Below are 18,716 nucleotides of genomic sequence, written 5' to 3'. Positions count from 1 at the left end.
CATGATAAACTAAGTAGAAACAAAAAAATATTACTTGATTAAAGGTGATGAATATGAATCCAATATTTATATCAATAGGAAAAATAAAAATAACTTATTATGGACTTATGTATGCTATATCTTTTTTATTAGGGATTGAATTAGGAAAAAGAGCAGCTAAAGAAAAAGGATTTAACCCGGAAATTATAGAGAATTATGCTTTTGTAGCTATGATTTCAGGTTTATTAGGTGGAAGAATTTATTATGTACTTTTTAACTTAGATTATTATTTACAATATCCAGAAGATATAATAGCTGTATGGAAAGGTGGAATGGCTATTCATGGTGGAATAATAGGTGGAATAATAGGAACTTGTATATATGGATATATAAAAAAAATAAATCCACTACAATTAGGAGACTTTGCAGCAGGACCACTATTATTAGGGCAAGGAATAGGAAGAATAGGAAATCTTATGAATGGAGAAATTTATGGAGTGCCTACTTTTACCCCATTAAAATATATATTTTCATTAAAACCTAATTTTTATCAATGGTTTAATCAATATAATAGTTTATCAATTTTTGAAAAAGCTCAATTTCAGGAAAAGGTACCTTGGGGACTAGTTTTTCCTCTTTCAAGTCCAGCAGGGCAAGAATTTCCAAATTTGCCATTACATCCAGCAATGTTATATGAACTTGTCCTTAATTTTTTAGGATTTATATTTATATGGTTTTTCTTAAGAAAAAAAGAGTATCCTGTTGGAGTAGTTTGGTGCTCATATATTATAATTTATAGTGTTATAAGAATATTTGTAAGTTTTTTCAGAGCAGAAGATTTGATGCTTTTAGGATTTAGAGCCCCTCATGTTGTAAGTTTAATAATGATAATAATAGCAAGTATTTTCATTGGTTTTTTAAAGAAAAATAACCAAAGTTTAAAAAAATAAGTCAAATAAGTAAAAGTAAAAAATAAAAACTTTTAGGAGGAAAAATGAAAAAAATATTTTTAGGATTATTATTTTTATTATCTTTAATGGGATGTACAAATTCAATGATAGGAAAAAATGAAAATCTTGTGGGTAAACAATATGCACTAGTTCAACAAGTAGAAGCAAAAGATTATCAAATAACTCTTAATTTTGCTGAAAACAATTTCTTTGGATTTGCAGGGGTAAATAATTATTTTGGTAAATATGAAATTCAAGACAAAAAAATAACTTTTGGAGCTATTGGAAGAACAATGATGGCAGGACCTCAGGAAATAATGAAAGTGGAAGATGATTTTTTATCTAAAATAGAAAAAGCAGTTTCTTATGAAATTTCTAAAGAGGGACTTATATTGACAACTGATAAAGGAGAAAAACTTATATTTAAGTTAATAGAAACTCCTAAAAAATAATGAGTTTTGGAGATGAGAGTAAATGAAGAATAAATATCTAATAGTTAGTAAGGAGATATTACCAGATTATTTTGATAAAGTTATAGAAGCAAGAGAATTATTAGAACAAGGAAAAGTCAAAAATATTAGTGAGGCTGTAAAAATAGTGGGAATAAGTAGGAGTACTTATTATAAATATAAAGATTTTGTATTTCTACCTTCTGATGAATCTCATGGGAGAAGAGCACTTATTTCAATAACTTTGGAACATACTCAAGGAAGTTTATCAAATGTTTTAAATTATATTAGTTCAGTAAATGGAAATATTCTTACAATAAATCAAAATATGCCAATGAATGATGCAGCAACTGTAATTATTCTAATGGAAGTTCTTCATTTAACTATATCTATTGAAGAAACAATAGAGGGAATAAAAAGATTGTGTAATGTTATAAATTGTAAATTAATGTCAATAGAATAAAATAAAAAAACTGCCAATTGTTATAATTGGCAGTTTTAAATTTATTATTTTCTAATTAATTCAATAAGTAGTTTTGTAGTATTTACTAAATTATCAATAGTGATTTGCTCAGAAGTTGTATGAACTTTATCCATTCCACAACCCAAGTTAACAGCTTGGATACCTTTTTCTACCATGTTATTAACATCACTTCCTCCACCACTAACAGCAAGTTCAGGAGTAAGACCAGCTTTTTCACAAGCTTCTTTAATTTCTTTTATGAAACTATCATCTTCTGTATATTTATATCCAGAATAAGAGTGAGTTAATCCACCTTCAAAAGTTCCACCAAATTTTTCACAAGCTTCTTGGATACATTTCATCATATGTTCTCCTTGAGCTTTTAATTTGTCATTATCTCTACTACGAGCTTCCCCTAAAACTTTAACTTTTTCAGGAACAATGTTAGTAGCATAAGAAGCTTCTATTGTACCAATATTAGCTGTAGTTTCTTCATCTATACGAAGAAGTTTCATATTAGAAATAGCATAAGCAGCCATTTGAATAGCACTTATTCCTTTTTCAGGAGCAACTCCAGCATGAGCACTTTTACCTATAAACTCTCCAGTTAATTTTAATTGACCAGGAGCAGCTGTTATTATTTTTCCAGCATCTCCACCACTATCAAGAACAACTCCTTTTTTAGCAGTTATTTTTGAATAGTCTAAATTTTTAGAACCTTTAAGTCCAACCTCTTCGCAAATAGTGAATACTGCTTCTATAGTAGGATGATTTATATTATTTTCTTTAGCAAAACGAATAGCTTCTAAAATACAAGTAATTCCTGCTTTGTCATCAGAACCTAATACAGTAGTTCCATCAGATTTTATAATATTTCCTTCAATCACAGGAATAATTCCTTTTCCAGGTTTAACTGTATCCATATGAGCTGACATTAAAATAGGTTCTAAAGATTTATCTCCTTCTATTTTACAGTAAAGATTTCCAACACTTCCTCCAACCACTTTATAAGCTTCATCAAAAGAAATTTCTGCTCCAATTTCTTTAAAATCAGAAGCTACTTTTTCAGCAAAAGCTTTTTCTTCTAAACTTTCACTGTCTATTTTTACGTAATTTATAAAAGTATTAATTAGCCTTTCTTGATTAATCATTAAATCACTCCTTTATAAAAAATTTCTATAAATATTATACTATAAAAAGATAATAAAATAAAGCTTTTTTTGAAAAGAATGTATTGTTATTAATCAAAAACTATTGTGCTGTAGAAGAAAAATTATTTATAATATTTTTCCATAAATCTTGTTCTTTTAAAATTTTTTCTAAAATTTCTCTAACAGCTCCATCTCCACCATTTTTAGATGAAACAAAATGAGAAATTTTAATTATTTCAGAAGCAGAATTTTTAGGACAAGCAGAAAATTTACAAAGAGACATAACTTCTAAATCATTTAAGTCATCACCAATATAGGCAGTTTCTTCTAAAGTTAAATTATATTTATTTAAAAGTTCTTTTAAAGCTGTAATTTTATTATGGGAACCTTGAATAATATCTGTAATTCCTAATTCTTTTCCTCTTCTTTCAACTAAGATAGAAGTTCTTCCTGTAATAATAGCTACTATTAATCCTTGCTTTATACTTTGAGAAATAGCAAGACCATCTTTAGCACTAAAAGCTTTCATCTCATTTCCCATATTATCAAGGTATATTTTCCCATCAGTTAAAGTTCCATCAACATCAAGAACAATTAATTTTATCATATAAATAAGCCATCTCCTTTTTTTAAATTTCTTTTATTATATCATAGAATAGTATAAAGTAAAAAAAATTAAATAATTATTATAAAAAATATATTCTTTGTGATATAATTTAAAGAAAAAAATAGGTGAAAACTGTGAAAATAGAAAATAAAAGTATTTATTTTGAAAAAAATCAAATTGAAAAAAAGATAAAAAAAGATAGAGTTTCAATAGAAACTAAAAGAAAAAGAAGAACAATATTTACAATAATTTTTTTATTGTTAGTTATTTCAACTCTTAATTTATATAGTGTAGCTTATTATGAAGAAAATAGTTTTACATTAGGAAAATATCTTTTTTTTGTATTTATTGGTATTTTCAGCTTAATGTTTTTTAATGTATTTAATTATAAAATTTTTAAAAAGGATAAAGTAATAAAATTTATATATATAGTCTCACTTTTTCTATTAATTTTTGTATTTATTGGTGGAAGATTTTTACCAAGTGTTGTAAAAACTATTAATGGAGCAACAGGATGGATTCGGTTAGGACCAATAAATCTTCAACCAGCAGAAATATTAAAAGTTCCCTTTGTAATAATAGAAGCATATGTTTTTTATAAAATGGAAAAAGAGTCTATTGGAAAATTAATAGGAATAAGTTTTGGAATTTTTATAAGTTTTGCAGGATTTATAATTTTACAAAATGATATGGGAACGGTTATTCATTATTTTGCTATATATTTGGTCATGCTATTTATGAGTGGGATAGATAAAAAAATTATAATAAAAGTTGTAAGTGGTTTTGGAACTTTAGGAATAATAGGATTATTTGGAATCTATAAATATGGAGATGGTGGATATAAAATAAGAAGAATAACCATGTATATTGATGGATTATTTAATGATGGATACATAGGAAATATTGATATAGGTTATCAAGTAGCTCAATCTCTTTTAGCTTTTGGAAATGGTGGAGTTTTAGGAGTAGGGTATGGAAATGGAGTTCAAAAATATAGCTATTTACCAGAAATACATACAGATTTTATAATGGCATTATTAGGAGAAGAGATGGGATTTTTAGGTGTATGTATTATTGTTTTATTTTTCTTTTTATTGTATAATATTATGATAGATATAGGGGTAAATTCAAAAGATTTTTTTGGAAAATATTTGGCTATTGGAATTGGTGGTATGATAATGAGTCAAGTATTGATAAATCTTTTTGTAGCAGTAGGATTACTTCCTGTATTTGGAATTCCAATGCCTTTATTTAGTTATGGAGGAAGTTCAATTTTAACTATAATGACTTCGATAGGAATAGTTTTAAGTATAAATAATTATACTTCTATTAGGTTTGACAAAATATAAAATAAACTGTATAATTATTTCATTGAGTATATGGAGGAATAAAATATAATGGAAATGAAAGATATAATAACTAAAGTAAATTATTTTTCAAAGCTTTCAAAAGAAAGAGAACTTACATTTGAAGAAAAAGAAGAGAGAGAAAAATATAGAAAACTTTATTTAGAAAAATTTAGAGCTCAAGTAAGAGGGCACTTAGAAAATATAAAAATAGTAGATGCTAATGAAAAATTAAATTAGGGGGAGCAATGAGTAAAGTAACAGTTAGAGAGCTTTATAGAAGCGAAAAAGAATTATTAGGAAAAGAAGTAGAAATTTCAGGATGGGTTAGAAAATTAAGAGACCAAAAGAATTTTGGGTTTATAGAAGTTAATGATGGGTCTTTTTTCAAAGGAATTCAAGTTGTATATGGAGCTGAATTAGAAAACTTTGAAGAAATATCTCACTTATCTATATCTTCATCAATAATAGTAAAAGGAATATTTAAAGAATCAGAAGGAAAAGGACAATCTTCTGAAATTGTTGCAAATTCCATAGAAGTAATTCAAAAAGCAAGTTTAGATTATCCGTTACAAAATAAAAGACAAACATTTGAATATTTAAGAGATATTGCTCATTTGAGACCAAGAACAAATACTTTTTCAGCTGTTTTTAGAGTAAGGTCAGTATTAGCTTATGCTATACATAAATTCTTCCAAGAACAAAATTTCGTATATGTTCATACTCCAATAATTACATCTTCAGACTGTGAAGGAGCTGGAGAAATGTTTAGAGTAACAACTCTAGATTTAAATAATCTTCCTAAAAAAGAAGATGGAACAGTTGATGAAACAAAAGACTTCTTTGGAAAAACTACTAGTTTAACAGTTAGTGGACAATTAAATGTAGAAACTTATTGTTCAGCATTTAGAAATGTTTATACATTTGGACCAACTTTTAGAGCAGAGAATTCTAATACTTCAAGACATGCTGCTGAATTTTGGATGATAGAGCCAGAAATTGCTTTTGGAGATTTAACAGCTAATATGGATTTAGCAGAAGCAATGGTAAAATATGTAATAAAATATGTAATGGACAACTGTCCTGAAGAAATAGAATTCTTTAATAAATTTATAGAAAAAGGATTAGTTGATAAATTAAATAATGTATTAAATAACGAATTTGCAAGAGTAACTTATACAGAAGCTATAGATATTTTACTTGCTTCTGGAGAAAAATTTGCTTATCCAGTTAGATGGGGAATAGATTTACAAAGTGAACATGAGAGATTTTTAGCAGAGAAACATTTTGGAAAACCTGTTTTCTTAGTAGATTATCCAAAAGAAATAAAAGCATTTTACATGAAACTAAATGCAGATGGAAAAACAGTTAGAGCTATGGATTTATTAGCACCAGGAATTGGAGAGATTATTGGTGGTTCACAAAGAGAAGACAATTTAGAAGTTTTAGAAAAGAAAATGGATGAATGTGGATTAAGTAAAGAAGATTATAAATTCTATCTTGATTTAAGAAGATATGGAAGCTTCCCTCACTCAGGATATGGATTGGGATTTGAAAGAATGTTAATGTATATTACAGGTATGACAAATATTCGTGATGTATTACCATTCCCAAGAACAACAGGAAATGCAGAATTCTAATAAAAATTAAAAATAATTGTGAAAGGAGATAAAATTATGATTAAACTGTTAGTAGTTATAATAGTGATTTTTCTCCTTTTTTATTTAGATAAAATGGATAAGAAAAAAGAAAAAACCTTAAAGAGAAAATTAGAAAGAGTTAAATCTTACAAAGAAGTTATAAGTTTAGATGACTATGAAAAAATAATAAAAAAATATTCGTTAGAAGAGATTGATGAAAAAGTCAATATTCAAGAAAAATTTATAACCTCAAAGCATGTAAATGAAAGGATGAGATATCTTTTAATTACTCCTAAAAATCAAGAGACAAAAAATTTACCTTTGGTATTTTTATTTCATGGAATAAGAGATTATCCAGAAGATTGGATAACTAGAGGGATGTTATTAGAAAATTATTTTGAATTATTAGAAAAAAAATTGATTAAGCCAATGATGTTTATTATCCCAGCAGCAGGATTTAATGGAGAAAGTTGGTATAGTAATTTTTATAAAGATGAAAAACATAAATATGAAAATTATATAATGGATGAATTATATAAAGAAGCTAAAAAAATATCTAATGGGAAAATAGGGATAGCAGGATTTTCTATGGGAGGTTATGCTGCTTTAAAAATTGGATTAAAACATATTGAGGAATTTCAAATTATTGGTAGTTTTTCAGGAGCTGTAAGTATAATAAGAATGAGTCTAAATAGAAGGGTTATAAGATTCATGAAATATTTGTATATCCCAAGAATATTTTTTAAAGGAAGTCAAGATAAAATAAATTTCTTGAAAATTTTTAGTCCATGGGGTTGGAGAATTTTGAAGCAAGACCCATATACAATTATAAAAAATATGGAACCTGAAAAATTTAAAGGAAAAAGTATCTATATAAGTGTAGGAGAAGAGGATAAAGAACCTTATTTAATGTTACAGCAATGGACAGATATAGTTGGAAGATTAAAAAAATATAATGTAGATTTTCAAGGTTATATTTATAAAAATCAATATCATACTTGGAGTTTTATATCGAAGGATATAGAAAATTTTCTTAAATATTTTAGTGAAAAAATAGATAAAGAGGTGGAAGAATAATGAAAAAAAATTATATAATATTATTACCTATAATTTTTTTATGTTCTTGTACTTCTATAAAATATTATGAACAATATGAATTTTTAATAAAATACGACCAATTAGTGATGAATTTTGATGAAACTTTGGAAAATCCAATAAAGAAATCACAGCTAAAAAAATTAAATAAAGAGTTTAGGCTAATGGAAAGACAATTATACGAAAAAAATGAAAATTTTATAAGAATAAATGAAAATATAGTTAAAGAATATAGTAAAAGTATAGAATATTATAAAAATATAATAAAAGATTTAGAAGACTAAGGAGAGTATTGTATGAATATATTAATGGCTCTTTCTCAATTAGAAGTTACAGGGGCTGAAGTCTACGGAGTAACTTTAGCTGATGAACTTATAAAAAGAGGAAATAATGTTTATATAGTTTCTGATACTTTAACAAAATCTACTAAGGCTGAATATTTTAAAATTGAATTTAATAAAAGAAGTTTATCTCAAAGAATTTCTCATGTAAGAGAACTTCTAAGAATTATAAAAGAAAAAGATATTCAAGTGGTTCATGCTCATTCAAGAGCATCTTCTTGGAGTTCGGCAATAGCTTGTAAAATAGCAGGAATTCCTTTAATCACAACAACTCATGGAAGACAACCAATACACTTTAGTAGAAAATTAATAAAAGGTTTTGGAGACTATGGAATTACAGTGTGTGAAAATATTTATAGACAACTTGTAGATAAATTAGGTGTAAAAGAAAATAAAATTTGTGTTTTAAGAAATCCTGTAAGTTGTGAAGAATATGATTTTTCTGAAAATAATGTAAAAGAAAAAATAATTATTTCGATAATAGGTAGATTATCAGGTCCTAAAGGAGAAATTTGTTATGATTTATTAGAAAAATTATATAAAAATAAAAAATATCAAATACAGGTAATAGGCGGAAAAGAAATTCCAGAAAGATTTAAAAAATTTCAAGAGAAAGTAAAGTTTTTAGGATATGTAAATGATGTTCCTCAAAAAATAAGAGATTCTAATATAATTATAGGTGCTGGAAGAGTTGCTATGGAGGGAATACTCTCTGGAAGACCTGTAATAGCAGTGGGAGAACAAGAATATATAGGACTTGTATCAGAAAAAAATATTGAAAAAGCTCTTAGTGGAAATTTTGGAGATGTAGTAATTGAATATAATGGTGTAGATATTTCCAATATAGAAAAAGATATTGAAGAGGGAATAAATTTAAAAAAAGATGAACTTCTAAAATTGAGAGAAATTATTAAAGATAATTTTTCAATAGATATTATAGTGGATAAGATAGAAAAAATTTATTCAAAAGAATATGTGTTAAAGAAAAAATATGAAATTCCTGTTATCATGTATCATAGAATAATAAGAGAAAGTGATGAAAAAGGTATTCATGGAATATATGTATTAGATAAAGTTTTTGATGAACAAATGAAATATTTAAAAGAAAATGGATATCAAACAATCACTTTTGAAGATATAAAGTCTGGAAAGTATAGAGAAAGATTTAATCGTGGAAATAAATGGATTATGATTACTTTTGATGACGGATATAAAGATAATTATGAAGTTGCTTTTCCAATTTTAAAAAAATATGGATTTAAGGGAACTATATATCTTTTAGGTGAAGCAAAATATAATAGTTGGGATGTAGATAATCCTAAAAATCCAGAGAAAAAATTTATTCTTATGGATGATGAAGAAATTTTAGAAATGCAAGAGTATGGAATAGAGTTTGGAGGTCATACTTTAAATCATCCAATGTTAGCAAAATTAGACTTAGAAAAAGTTAAAAAAGAGATTTTTGAATCTAAAGAGATAATAGAAAAAAAACTTGGAAGAAAAATGAATTGCTTTGCTTATCCTTATGGAAATTTAAATGAAGAGGTTAAGGATATAGTTAAAGAAGCTGGATATGAATTTGCTGTGGCTACTGATAGTGGAGATATAACTTTTGATAAAGATTTATTTCAAATAAGAAGAATAGCAATATTCCCTAAAAATAATATGCTTAGCTTTAAAAGAAAGGTAAGTGGAAAATATAATTTTATAAAAATAAAAAGAGAGCATAAAAAGAAATAAAAAATTAGAGGTTATTAAATGAATAATAACCTCTATTTTTATTATTTTTCAATTTTGTAAACAACTTTTTTTATAGATTTTTTTTCATTTACTTTTAAACAAGGCATATGAGGTTCATCAGTAAAGAAAATTATAAAATCTTCAGGACAAAGAGTGAAAATAGTTTCTGGAGATTTTTTAAATAATCCAAAATCATTTTCATAATTAAATGGTTCTGCAACCTCTAACCCCTCATCAGATAATAATACACCATAATTTTCAACACCATCTATAACTATTTGAATATCTATATATTTTTTATGAGTTTCAAAAAGAGCTTCTTCTACATCTTTTGTTGCTTCAATTTCTTGAACATTGAAAAATACTTTTTCACCATCAATTTCATTTTTTCCTACATTTCCTTTTTTATATTCTTCTTTTAAAATGCTATCAATAGCTTTATCAAGATTTTTAGATAAACCTTTGTATAACCCAATATCTTTTAATTTTCCTACTATCATTTTAAACCTCCCAAAATAATTGATTCTAATTTAATTATATAATATAAAATAAATATAACAAGAGAAAAATCATTAAAAAATTTCCATTAATGAAATTATTCATAAATTTTTCTAATTTTTTCTTCTAAAGAGTTAGACATTTTATAGTTTTCTTCAGAAATATATTTTAAAGCATTAAAAGGTTTATTTTTATAAGATGTTCTCTCTTTTTTCATATTATATATTTCTTCTTCAATATCATTATTAAAAGCAATAGCTAATCCTAAATCTCCATCAATAAGTGATTGAATTTGTTTATTTTTTTTATTTGAATTTTCAATTTCCTCTTCAGTTCTCCAATAATGGTTATCTTTATCATAAACAGCAATATAAGGAATTTTAAAATTATTTAATAAAGTAATAAATTGAGGAATTGTACTTTTACTACCACATTCTATAATGGAGTAATCATATTTAAATATATTTAAAAGTTTTCCAAGAAAAGATATGACAATTTTATCTGTTTGACCTTCTACTAAAATTACTTTTTTAGCAAAAAATAATTCAGCACGGTCTGGGTTAATCCAATAGTTCATATTAAAAGCTTTAATATCATCATCTTGGAAAATATTTTTATTAGTTTGCCAAAAAGAAATTCTATTTTTTAAATTTTTAATAATACATATAGATTTGTATTGCTTTAAACCTACGAAACAACTCGAAAAAGTTTTTAAGTAAATATTTACTCCTCTATTTGAAAGTTTTATAAAATAATTATATAACTCTCTTTGTCTTTGAGGGTTTAAATAAAGTTCTGGTTCTTCAAATAAGATGGTAGCATCTCCTAAAAGAGTGGTATCTTTTTCCAAAGCTTCCAAAGTAATTTGTTTTATAAACTCAAAAAATAAATATCTATAAACTTCACTATTTTTATGTCCTAAATTTATTTCATTATATAAATTTTTTAAATCATTTTCAATTTTTTGAGATTTTTCAGGATTTTTTATTAAAAGTTTATAGAAAAAATCTACGACATCTTTAAAATCATTTTCAATTTTTCCATGTATATGAATAAAAGGAATTTTTTCAATAAACTCTAGATATTTTTCAAAACTTATTTCTTCCCAATTATTTTCAAGTTTTAAATAAAAATTTTTTTCTAAATTTGGTTTTATAATAATTTTTAATTTATAAACTTTAGAGTTTTCTAATAATATAAGTTTTATTTGAGCATAATCTACTTTAGGCAGAATATCATTTTTTTCAATTTTAGTTTTATTAAAAGCAAAGGAAATAGCAGAAATAATATTATTTGTACCTTCTATACTTTGACCTAAAAAAAGCATAAGTTCTCTAAAATGAATGTCAACTTTTTTAATCTTTCGCCAATTTCTTATTGAAATTAATTTTAATTTCATATATCCTCCTAAAATAATTAATAAATTTTGATTTATTTATCACTATATGATAATATTACAATATAAATAAAAAAAATTCAAAGAAAATTTAGAAAAGAGGTATGATGAAAAAGATTCTTTTTATGCTTAGTTTTTTAGTTATAAGTTTTATTAGTTTTTCACAAGAGGAAATGGAGAAAATTAATCAGGAAGTAGAAAATATTAAAATAGAAAAAAATTTACTAGACAAGATTTCATTAAAAGAATTTTATAAAAAAAGTAAGTTAACAGAAAAAATAGATTTTAAGATTTTTAAAATGGCTGTAGGCGGTTATAATAAAATAAAAAATAAAGATAAAAATTATTTAATAATTATAGATTTTTCCAAAAAATCTTCTGAAAAAAGATTTTATCTTATAAATCTTTTAAAGGGAGAAATGGAGGCAGAAACTTATGTGGCTCATGGGAAAAATAGTGGGGTAGAAAAAGCTATTAGTTTTTCAGACCAACCAAACTCTTATAAAAGTTCAATGGGATTTTTCTTAACCAGAAATCATTATAGAGGAAAATATGGATATTCAATTAGATTAAAAGGATTAGAAAAAGAAATAAATTCAAATGCATTTTTAAGAGGAGTAGTACTACATGGAGCTTTAGAATCAGAAGAAAGTTATTTAAATCAATATGGATTTTTAGGAAGAACAGAAGGATGTCCAGCTATTCCATTAAGTTCAGTAAAAAATATATTAACTAGAATTCCTAAAAATACAGTTTTATTTATTTATGGAGAAGATGAAAAATATTTTGAAAAAAGTTTGTTAATAAAATAAAAAATAAAACCTTTATGATATTGTCAAAAAAAAACTACTGTGATATAATAATGTAAGATTTCTAACAACTGTTATATAAAAAAGGAGAAGTATTGTGATATTTTTAAAAGAAAGTGAAAAAGTTGCACTTGTATATGATGATAAAAAAATAACTTATACAGAAACAACAAGAAGAGCTAAAAGTTTTTCAGAAAAACTAGATATTCAAAGAGATGATAGAGTAGTTATTTTTATGGAAAATAGACCAGAGATTTTATATGGATTGATGGGTATTTTTGATAAAAGAGGAATATCCGTAAATTTAGATGGTAGCTTTACTGGAGAAGAATTAGTTTATTATTTAAAAGATTGTACTCCTAAATATATTATTTGTTCTCATAAAACGTATGAGGAAGCAAAAAAAGGTGTAGAATTATCTGGACTTCATATAAAAATTATTATAGGAGAGGAAGTCCCACTTAACTATAGTGGAAGTGATTTAAAAATAGAAATTGATGAAAAAGAAGAAAAAAATAAGATAATGTTTATTCTTTATACTTCTGGAACTACAGGAAATCCTAAAGGAGTTATGCTTACTTTTGACAATTTGTTAGTTAACTTAGAAGGGTTGATGAAATATAAAATGTTTAATTCAGAAGATAGAGTTTTAGGAATATTGCCAATGCATCACATACTTCCTCTATTAGGTTCTGGATTATTACCAATAGTTTATAATTCAACATTGATATTTTTAAAAGAAGTTTCCTCTCAAGCTCTTGTAGATGCTTTAAAAAAATATAAAATTACTATTATTATTGGAGTTCCAAAATTATGGGAAATGTTACATAAAAAAATAATGGGGAAAATAAATGAAAAAGTAATAACTAGAGGAATATTTAATATTGCTAAAAAAATAAATAATAAATCTTTTAGTAAAAAAATATTTAAAAAAGTCCATGAGGGATTTGGTGGCGCTGTTCGTTTCTTTGTTTCAGGAGGCTCTAAATTAGATAAACAAATATCAGAAGATTTTTTAACTTTAGGATTTGATATTTGTGAAGGATATGGACTTACAGAAACAGCTCCAATGGTAAGTTTTACACCAATCAATAAAGTAGTACCAGGCTCAGCTGGAGAAATAATAAATGATGTTGAAGTAAAAATTACTGATGAGGGAGAAATTTTAGTTAAAGGAAGAAATGTAATGAAAGGTTATTATAATAAACCTGAAGCTACTGCAGAAGTTATAAAAGATGGTTGGTTTTATACTGGAGATTTAGGACATGTTATTGGAAATAATCTTTATGTTACAGGTAGAAAAAAAGAGATGATAGTTTTATCTAATGGAAAAAATATAAATCCTATTGAGATAGAACAATGGATAGGGGCTAAAACTGATTTAATAAAAGAAATTGCCATTATAGATTATGAAGATAAATTAACAGCATTGATATATCCAGATTTTTATAAATTACATGATGAAGGAATAACAAATATTTTAGAAACTTTTAAATTAGGAGTAATTGATGAGTATAATAAACAAGCTCCAAGCTATAAAAAAGTTTTAGATGTAAAAATAGTTCAAGAGGAATTTCCTAAAACAAAAATAGGAAAACTTAGAAGATTTATGCTTAAAGATTTATTAACTGAAAAGAAAGTTGAGAAAAAAGAAATTAAAGAACCTAATACAGAAGAATATAAAGAAATCTCAACATATATAAAATCTTTAAAAAACAAACCTATATCTCCAAAAGACCATTTAGAATTAGATTTAGGATTAGACTCATTGGAAACAGTTGAGTTATTAACATTTATCGAAAGTACTTTTGGAATAAAAATAGATGAAAAAACTTTAGTAGAAAATGCAACTGTAGAGAAATTAGCTGAATATGTTGAAAAGTCATCAAAAGAAGAAGTTAATCATGCTAATGTAAAATGGAAAGATTTATTAACAGCAGAAGTTAATGTTACAAGTTTTCCTAAATCAAATTTAGTTGGAAAATTTGTAAAACTTCTTTTAAAGATATTTGTATTTACTTTCTATATAAAAATAAATAAAAAAGGTTTAGAAAAAACAAGAACAGATGAACCAGTTATATTTGCTGGAAATCATCAAAGTTTCTTAGACGGCTTTATGCTGAATCAAACTTTTTCTAATGATATATTAGACAAAACTTGCTATTTTGCAAAGTCTAAATATTTTGAAAAATCTTATATGAAATTTATGGGAGAAAATTCAAATATAATTTTAGTTGATATTAATAAAAATCTTATTAACTCTTTACAACTTTTAGGTAAAGCAATAAAATCAGGATACAATATTGTTATTTTTCCAGAGGGAACAAGAACAAGAGATGGGAAATTAGGAAAATTTAAAAAATTCTTTGCTATATTAGCTCAAGAATTAAATATTCCAGTAGTTCCATTTGTAATAAAAGGTGCTTATGATGTTTATCCACCAGATTCTAAATATCCTCATTCTGGAAAAGTAAGTATTGAATTTTTGGATAAAGTTTATCCAGATAAAAATCTTTCTCATGAAGAGTTTGCTGAGAAAATAAAAGAAATAATAGCAAAAGAATTAAAAGAAGATAAATAAAATTTGAAATAAAAAGTTCTCAAATATTTAAAAAAATATTTAGAGAGCTTTTTTTTTATAATAAAAAATGATATAATAAAATAGAGATAATCTGTAAAAAATAAAATTGAAATAAGGAGAATAGATGTTTATAGATGAAATAATTATTACAGTAAAAGCTGGAAATGGTGGAGATGGTGCTGCTACTTTTAGAAGAGAAAAATATATCCAATTTGGAGGGCCAGATGGAGGAGATGGGGGAAAAGGAGGAGATGTTATATTTCTAGCTGACCCCAATATAAATACTCTTATAGACTTCAAATTTAAAAAGAAATTCGCTGCTGAAAACGGTGGTAATGGAGCTAAAAAAAGATGTTTTGGTAAAAATGGAGAGGATTTAATAATAAAAGTTCCTGTAGGAACTCAAGTAAGAGATTTTGAAACAGGAAAGTTATTATTAGATATGAATGTTCCTAATCAAAGTAGAGTTTTCTTAAGAGGAGGAAAAGGTGGATTTGGAAATGAACATTTTAAAAACTCTATAAGAAAAGCTCCAAAAATGGCTGAAAAAGGAAGAGAAGGAGCAGAGGTAAAAGTAAAATTAGAATTAAAACTTTTAGCTGATGTAGCATTAGTTGGATATCCTTCAGTTGGAAAATCTAGTTTTATCAATAGAGTTTCTGCAGCTAAATCAAAAGTTGGAGCATATCACTTCACTACTTTAGAACCAAAATTAGGTGTTATCAGAATGGCTGAAGAAAAATCTTTTGTTATTGCTGATATTCCTGGATTAATTGAGGGAGCAAGTGAAGGAGTTGGATTAGGAGATAAATTCTTAAGACACATTGAAAGATGTAAAATGATTTATCATATAGTTGATGTGGCTGGAATTGAAGGAAGAGACCCAATAGATGATTATAATAAAATCAATGAAGAATTAAGAAAGTTTAGTGAAAAATTAGCTAATAAAAAACAAATTGTTTTAGCTAATAAAATGGATTTATTATGGGAAATGGATAAATATGAAGAGTTTAAAAAGTATGTAGAAGAAAGAGGAGCTAAAGTTTATCCTATTTCTGTAATTTTAGGAGATGGAATAAAAGAGGTTATAAATGATACATATGGACTTTTAGAAAAAATTCAAAGAGAGCCATTAGAAGAAGAGGAAGATGTATTAAAAGTTATAAAAGCACAAAAAACTGATAAACCGCCATTTATAATTACTAAAGATGAAGATGGAATATATCAAGTAGAAGGGGCAATGGTAGATGGAGTATTATCAAAATATGTAATAACTTATGATGAAGAATCTGTAATAACTTTTGTACATATGTTAAAAAATCTTGGAATGGAAGAAGCTCTTAGAGAAGCTGGTGTTATAGATGGAGACACAATAAGAATTATAGATGTAGAATTTGAATATGTAGAATAGTAGAGGTTTTTATGAAAGGAATAGTTATAGCTGGACCTACAGGTGTTGGAAAAACAGATTTATCTTTAAAGTTAGCAAAAGAATTAGATTGTTATATTATTTCTTCTGATTCAGCACAAGTTTATAAAGATATGAATATAGGAACTGCAAAGATTTTAGAAGAAGAAATGAATGGGATAAAACATTTTATGTTAGATGTTGTAGAACCTATTTCAAAATATAGTGTTGGAGATTATCAAAAAGAAGTAGATAAGATATTGGAAGAAACAGAAAAAGAAAATAAAAATATTATTCTGACAGGTGGAACAGGTCTTTACATAGGAGCTATAACAGAAGGACTTTCTGATTTACCTTCAGGGGATGATAATTTAAGAAAAAAATTATCAGAATTATCAGTAGATGAATTATATAAAAAATTGAAAGAATTAGATTATGAAAGTATTGAAAATATTCATATAAACAATAGAAAAAGATTAGAAAGAGCCTTGGAAGTTTGTCTTTTAACAGGAGAAAAATTTTCAAAAGTGTCTAAAAAAAATATAAAGAATAATAATTATTCATTTTTAAAAGTATGTCTAACTAGAGATAGGGAAAATTTATACAATAGAATAAACAAAAGAGTAGATATAATGATTGAAAAGGGTCTTGTTGAAGAAGTTAAAAATATTTGTGAAAAATATGGAAAAGATATAATAAAAAAAATAAATATAATAGGATATAGTGAAATTATAGATTATTTTAATGGAGAAATATCTTTAGAAGAAGCTATTTCAAATATAAAAAGAAATTCAAGAAGATATGCAAAAAGACAACTTACTTGGTTTAGAAATCAAGATGACTATATTTGGTTTAATCTAGATGAACAATCAGAAGAAAGTATATTAATTCAGATAAAAAACTTATTTTACAGATTACAAACTAACAATTAACTTGATAAAATCAAATACTTATGGTATTATAGAATAAGATTTCTAGGAGAAAAAGATGAAAAAAATATCATTCTTAATTATATTTTTATTGTTTATAGGTTGTAGCAATGTTCAAAATAAAAATACAGATAAAATAAATAATTTAAAAATATGTGAAAAGTATTGTGATAATTGGGAATTAGAAAAATTAGAATCAGAACTCCAAAAAATTCAAAATAAAGATTTAGAAAAAAAATTTAAAGAATGTTTAGAAGAAAAAAAGTTTTATAAAAAAGAACTAGATAATTTTTTAAGGACATTAACAATTTCCATAAAAAATAATCAAATTTTAGAGATAGAGGATAGATTTGAAAATAATATTTCAAATAGAAAAATTATAGATATATTAAAAAATTCTAATTTTTCTGGAGTAAATATAGTTTTTAGTAAACCGAAATTTTATAAAAAAACTGCAAAAAATAAAGTAGCATTTTTATTTTTAGAGGAGGTTATCTATCTGTCACTAGAGTATGAAATTATTGATGGAGAATGGAGGATAACAAGAGTAAAGGATGGAAGAGAATAGTAATTCAAAAAAAAATGAAATAAGAATTTCAATCTCATCAACTTTAGAGAATTTATCTGTTATAAGAGCACTTATAAGGACATATCTAAATAGTTATAAAATTGATGAGAGAACTATTATGGAAATATTAACTATAACTGATGAATTAGCTACTAATGTGGTAGAGCATGGATATCAATATAAACCTGGAGAGCTTATAATTTGTATAGAAAAAGATAAAGATCTAATTAAATTAGTTGTTGAAGATAATGGTGTAGGCTTTGATGATTCAAAAATGAGTAAAGAAGAAGGCGGAATGGGTTTAATGATAGCCAAAAAAATGTCAGATAATTTTAAAATTGAAAAAAAGATAAATGGAACTAAATTTAAAGTAGAAAAAAGATTAAAGGAGGAAAAATAATATGAATACAGAATTTAGTATTGTAGAAAAAAGAGAGGGAGAAATTATTATATATAATATAACTGGAGAATTAGATGCTTTAGTAGCTCCTCAATTAAAAGATAAAATTTCCCATGAAATCGAAGAGGGAGGAAAAAATTTCATCATTAATTTTGAAGAAGTTGAACATATTAATAGTTTAGCATTAGGTATTTTAAGAGGAAAATTAAAATCAGCTAGAGAAATTGGTGGAGATATAAAATTAGTAAAATTAAGTGAACATATAAAATCAATATTTGAAATGATAGGATTAGATGAATTATTTGAAATATATGAAACAGAAAAGGAAGCGTTAGAAAATTTTAATAAATAATAAAGTGTGTGAAA

At 25.2% G+C, this 18,716-nt stretch carries 20 protein-coding genes; 16 read left to right on the top strand and 4 right to left on the bottom strand.

Annotated elements, in window-relative coordinates; genetic code table 11:
* Positions 1-53: 53 nt before the first annotated feature.
* Genes lgt through HF862_RS02735 form a run of 3 tightly spaced genes read left to right on the top strand, consistent with a single transcriptional unit; the run spans position 54 to position 1,841 of the window.
* A complete protein-coding gene (lgt, locus tag HF862_RS02745; RefSeq protein ID WP_170186396.1) occupies positions 54-929 on the top strand; it encodes a prolipoprotein diacylglyceryl transferase in 876 nt (291 codons plus the stop codon).
* A gap of 44 nt (positions 930-973) precedes the next feature.
* Complete coding sequence (locus HF862_RS02740) at positions 974-1,381, top strand: META domain-containing protein (protein WP_170186395.1); 408 nt, start codon at positions 974-976, stop codon at positions 1,379-1,381.
* 22 nt (positions 1,382-1,403) lie between these two features.
* Positions 1,404-1,841 (top strand): ACT domain-containing protein, encoded by a 438-nt coding sequence (locus HF862_RS02735; RefSeq protein WP_170186394.1) that lies wholly within the window; start codon positions 1,404-1,406, stop codon positions 1,839-1,841.
* Between the two features lie 44 nt (positions 1,842-1,885).
* Here the strand turns inward: HF862_RS02735 and HF862_RS02730 are convergent, their stop codons facing one another.
* Together HF862_RS02730 and HF862_RS02725 are read right to left on the bottom strand one after the other, a co-directional pair.
* Positions 1,886-2,992 (bottom strand): M20/M25/M40 family metallo-hydrolase, encoded by a 1,107-nt coding sequence (locus HF862_RS02730; RefSeq protein WP_170186393.1) that lies wholly within the window; start codon positions 2,990-2,992, stop codon positions 1,886-1,888.
* Between the two features lie 100 nt (positions 2,993-3,092).
* Entirely contained in the window at positions 3,093-3,599 is a 507-nt protein-coding gene (locus tag HF862_RS02725) for an HAD family hydrolase (RefSeq protein ID WP_170186392.1), read from the bottom strand.
* A gap of 134 nt (positions 3,600-3,733) precedes the next feature.
* Between HF862_RS02725 and HF862_RS02720 the strand changes: the two genes are divergently transcribed.
* Genes HF862_RS02720 through HF862_RS02695 form a run of 6 tightly spaced genes read left to right on the top strand, consistent with a single transcriptional unit; the run spans position 3,734 to position 9,761 of the window.
* Entirely contained in the window at positions 3,734-4,948 is a 1,215-nt protein-coding gene (locus HF862_RS02720; protein ID WP_304205349.1) for an FtsW/RodA/SpoVE family cell cycle protein, read from the top strand.
* A gap of 48 nt (positions 4,949-4,996) precedes the next feature.
* The gene (locus HF862_RS02715; RefSeq protein WP_170186391.1) at positions 4,997-5,185 is read left to right on the top strand and encodes a DUF896 domain-containing protein; all 189 of its coding nucleotides are present in this window, start codon (positions 4,997-4,999) and stop codon (positions 5,183-5,185) included.
* A gap of 8 nt (positions 5,186-5,193) precedes the next feature.
* Entirely contained in the window at positions 5,194-6,585 is a 1,392-nt protein-coding gene (gene asnS / locus HF862_RS02710; protein ID WP_170186390.1) for an asparagine--tRNA ligase, read from the top strand.
* A gap of 36 nt (positions 6,586-6,621) precedes the next feature.
* Entirely contained in the window at positions 6,622-7,662 is a 1,041-nt protein-coding gene (locus HF862_RS02705; RefSeq protein ID WP_170186389.1) for an alpha/beta hydrolase family protein, read from the top strand.
* Positions 7,662-7,964: a hypothetical protein gene (locus tag HF862_RS02700; RefSeq protein ID WP_027127803.1), complete on the top strand. Its 303-nt coding sequence runs from the start codon at positions 7,662-7,664 to the stop codon at positions 7,962-7,964. The genes HF862_RS02705 and HF862_RS02700 overlap by 1 nt, the downstream gene beginning before the upstream one ends.
* Positions 7,965-7,976: 12 nt before the next feature.
* Complete coding sequence (locus HF862_RS02695; protein WP_170186388.1) at positions 7,977-9,761, top strand: polysaccharide deacetylase family protein; 1,785 nt, start codon at positions 7,977-7,979, stop codon at positions 9,759-9,761.
* Between the two features lie 41 nt (positions 9,762-9,802).
* Here the strand turns inward: HF862_RS02695 and HF862_RS02690 are convergent, their stop codons facing one another.
* Entirely contained in the window at positions 9,803-10,261 is a 459-nt protein-coding gene (locus HF862_RS02690) for a YhcH/YjgK/YiaL family protein (protein ID WP_170186387.1), read from the bottom strand.
* Between the two features lie 95 nt (positions 10,262-10,356).
* Entirely contained in the window at positions 10,357-11,658 is a 1,302-nt protein-coding gene (locus HF862_RS02685; protein WP_170186386.1) for an ATP-dependent endonuclease, read from the bottom strand.
* A 104-nt stretch (positions 11,659-11,762) separates the two neighbouring features.
* Between HF862_RS02685 and HF862_RS02680 the strand changes: the two genes are divergently transcribed.
* From HF862_RS02680 to HF862_RS02650, 7 genes are all read left to right on the top strand, one after another.
* Complete coding sequence (locus tag HF862_RS02680) at positions 11,763-12,467, top strand: murein L,D-transpeptidase catalytic domain family protein (protein ID WP_170186385.1); 705 nt, start codon at positions 11,763-11,765, stop codon at positions 12,465-12,467.
* A 94-nt stretch (positions 12,468-12,561) separates the two neighbouring features.
* On the top strand, positions 12,562-15,045 hold the full coding sequence (locus HF862_RS02675) for an AMP-binding protein (protein WP_170186384.1): 2,484 nt from the start codon (positions 12,562-12,564) through the stop codon (positions 15,043-15,045).
* A gap of 124 nt (positions 15,046-15,169) precedes the next feature.
* Positions 15,170-16,456 (top strand): GTPase ObgE, encoded by a 1,287-nt coding sequence (gene obgE, locus HF862_RS02670; protein WP_170186383.1) that lies wholly within the window; start codon positions 15,170-15,172, stop codon positions 16,454-16,456.
* A gap of 11 nt (positions 16,457-16,467) precedes the next feature.
* A complete protein-coding gene (gene miaA / locus HF862_RS02665; RefSeq protein WP_170186382.1) occupies positions 16,468-17,385 on the top strand; it encodes a tRNA (adenosine(37)-N6)-dimethylallyltransferase MiaA in 918 nt (305 codons plus the stop codon).
* A 55-nt stretch (positions 17,386-17,440) separates the two neighbouring features.
* On the top strand, positions 17,441-17,950 hold the full coding sequence (locus HF862_RS02660; RefSeq protein WP_170186381.1) for a hypothetical protein: 510 nt from the start codon (positions 17,441-17,443) through the stop codon (positions 17,948-17,950).
* Positions 17,937-18,350: an ATP-binding protein gene (locus HF862_RS02655; RefSeq protein ID WP_170186380.1), complete on the top strand. Its 414-nt coding sequence runs from the start codon at positions 17,937-17,939 to the stop codon at positions 18,348-18,350. Before HF862_RS02660 ends, HF862_RS02655 begins: the two co-directional genes overlap by 14 nt.
* A 1-nt stretch (position 18,351) precedes the next feature.
* Positions 18,352-18,702 (top strand): STAS domain-containing protein, encoded by a 351-nt coding sequence (locus HF862_RS02650; protein WP_170186379.1) that lies wholly within the window; start codon positions 18,352-18,354, stop codon positions 18,700-18,702.
* The last annotated feature ends 14 nt before the right edge of the window (positions 18,703-18,716 follow it).

This window comes from Fusobacterium sp. FSA-380-WT-3A (assembly GCF_012843705.1).
Classification (GTDB): domain Bacteria; phylum Fusobacteriota; class Fusobacteriia; order Fusobacteriales; family Fusobacteriaceae; genus Fusobacterium_B.
Note: the sequence above shows the minus strand (reverse complement) of the source record. Positions and strands in the feature narration are given on the sequence as shown.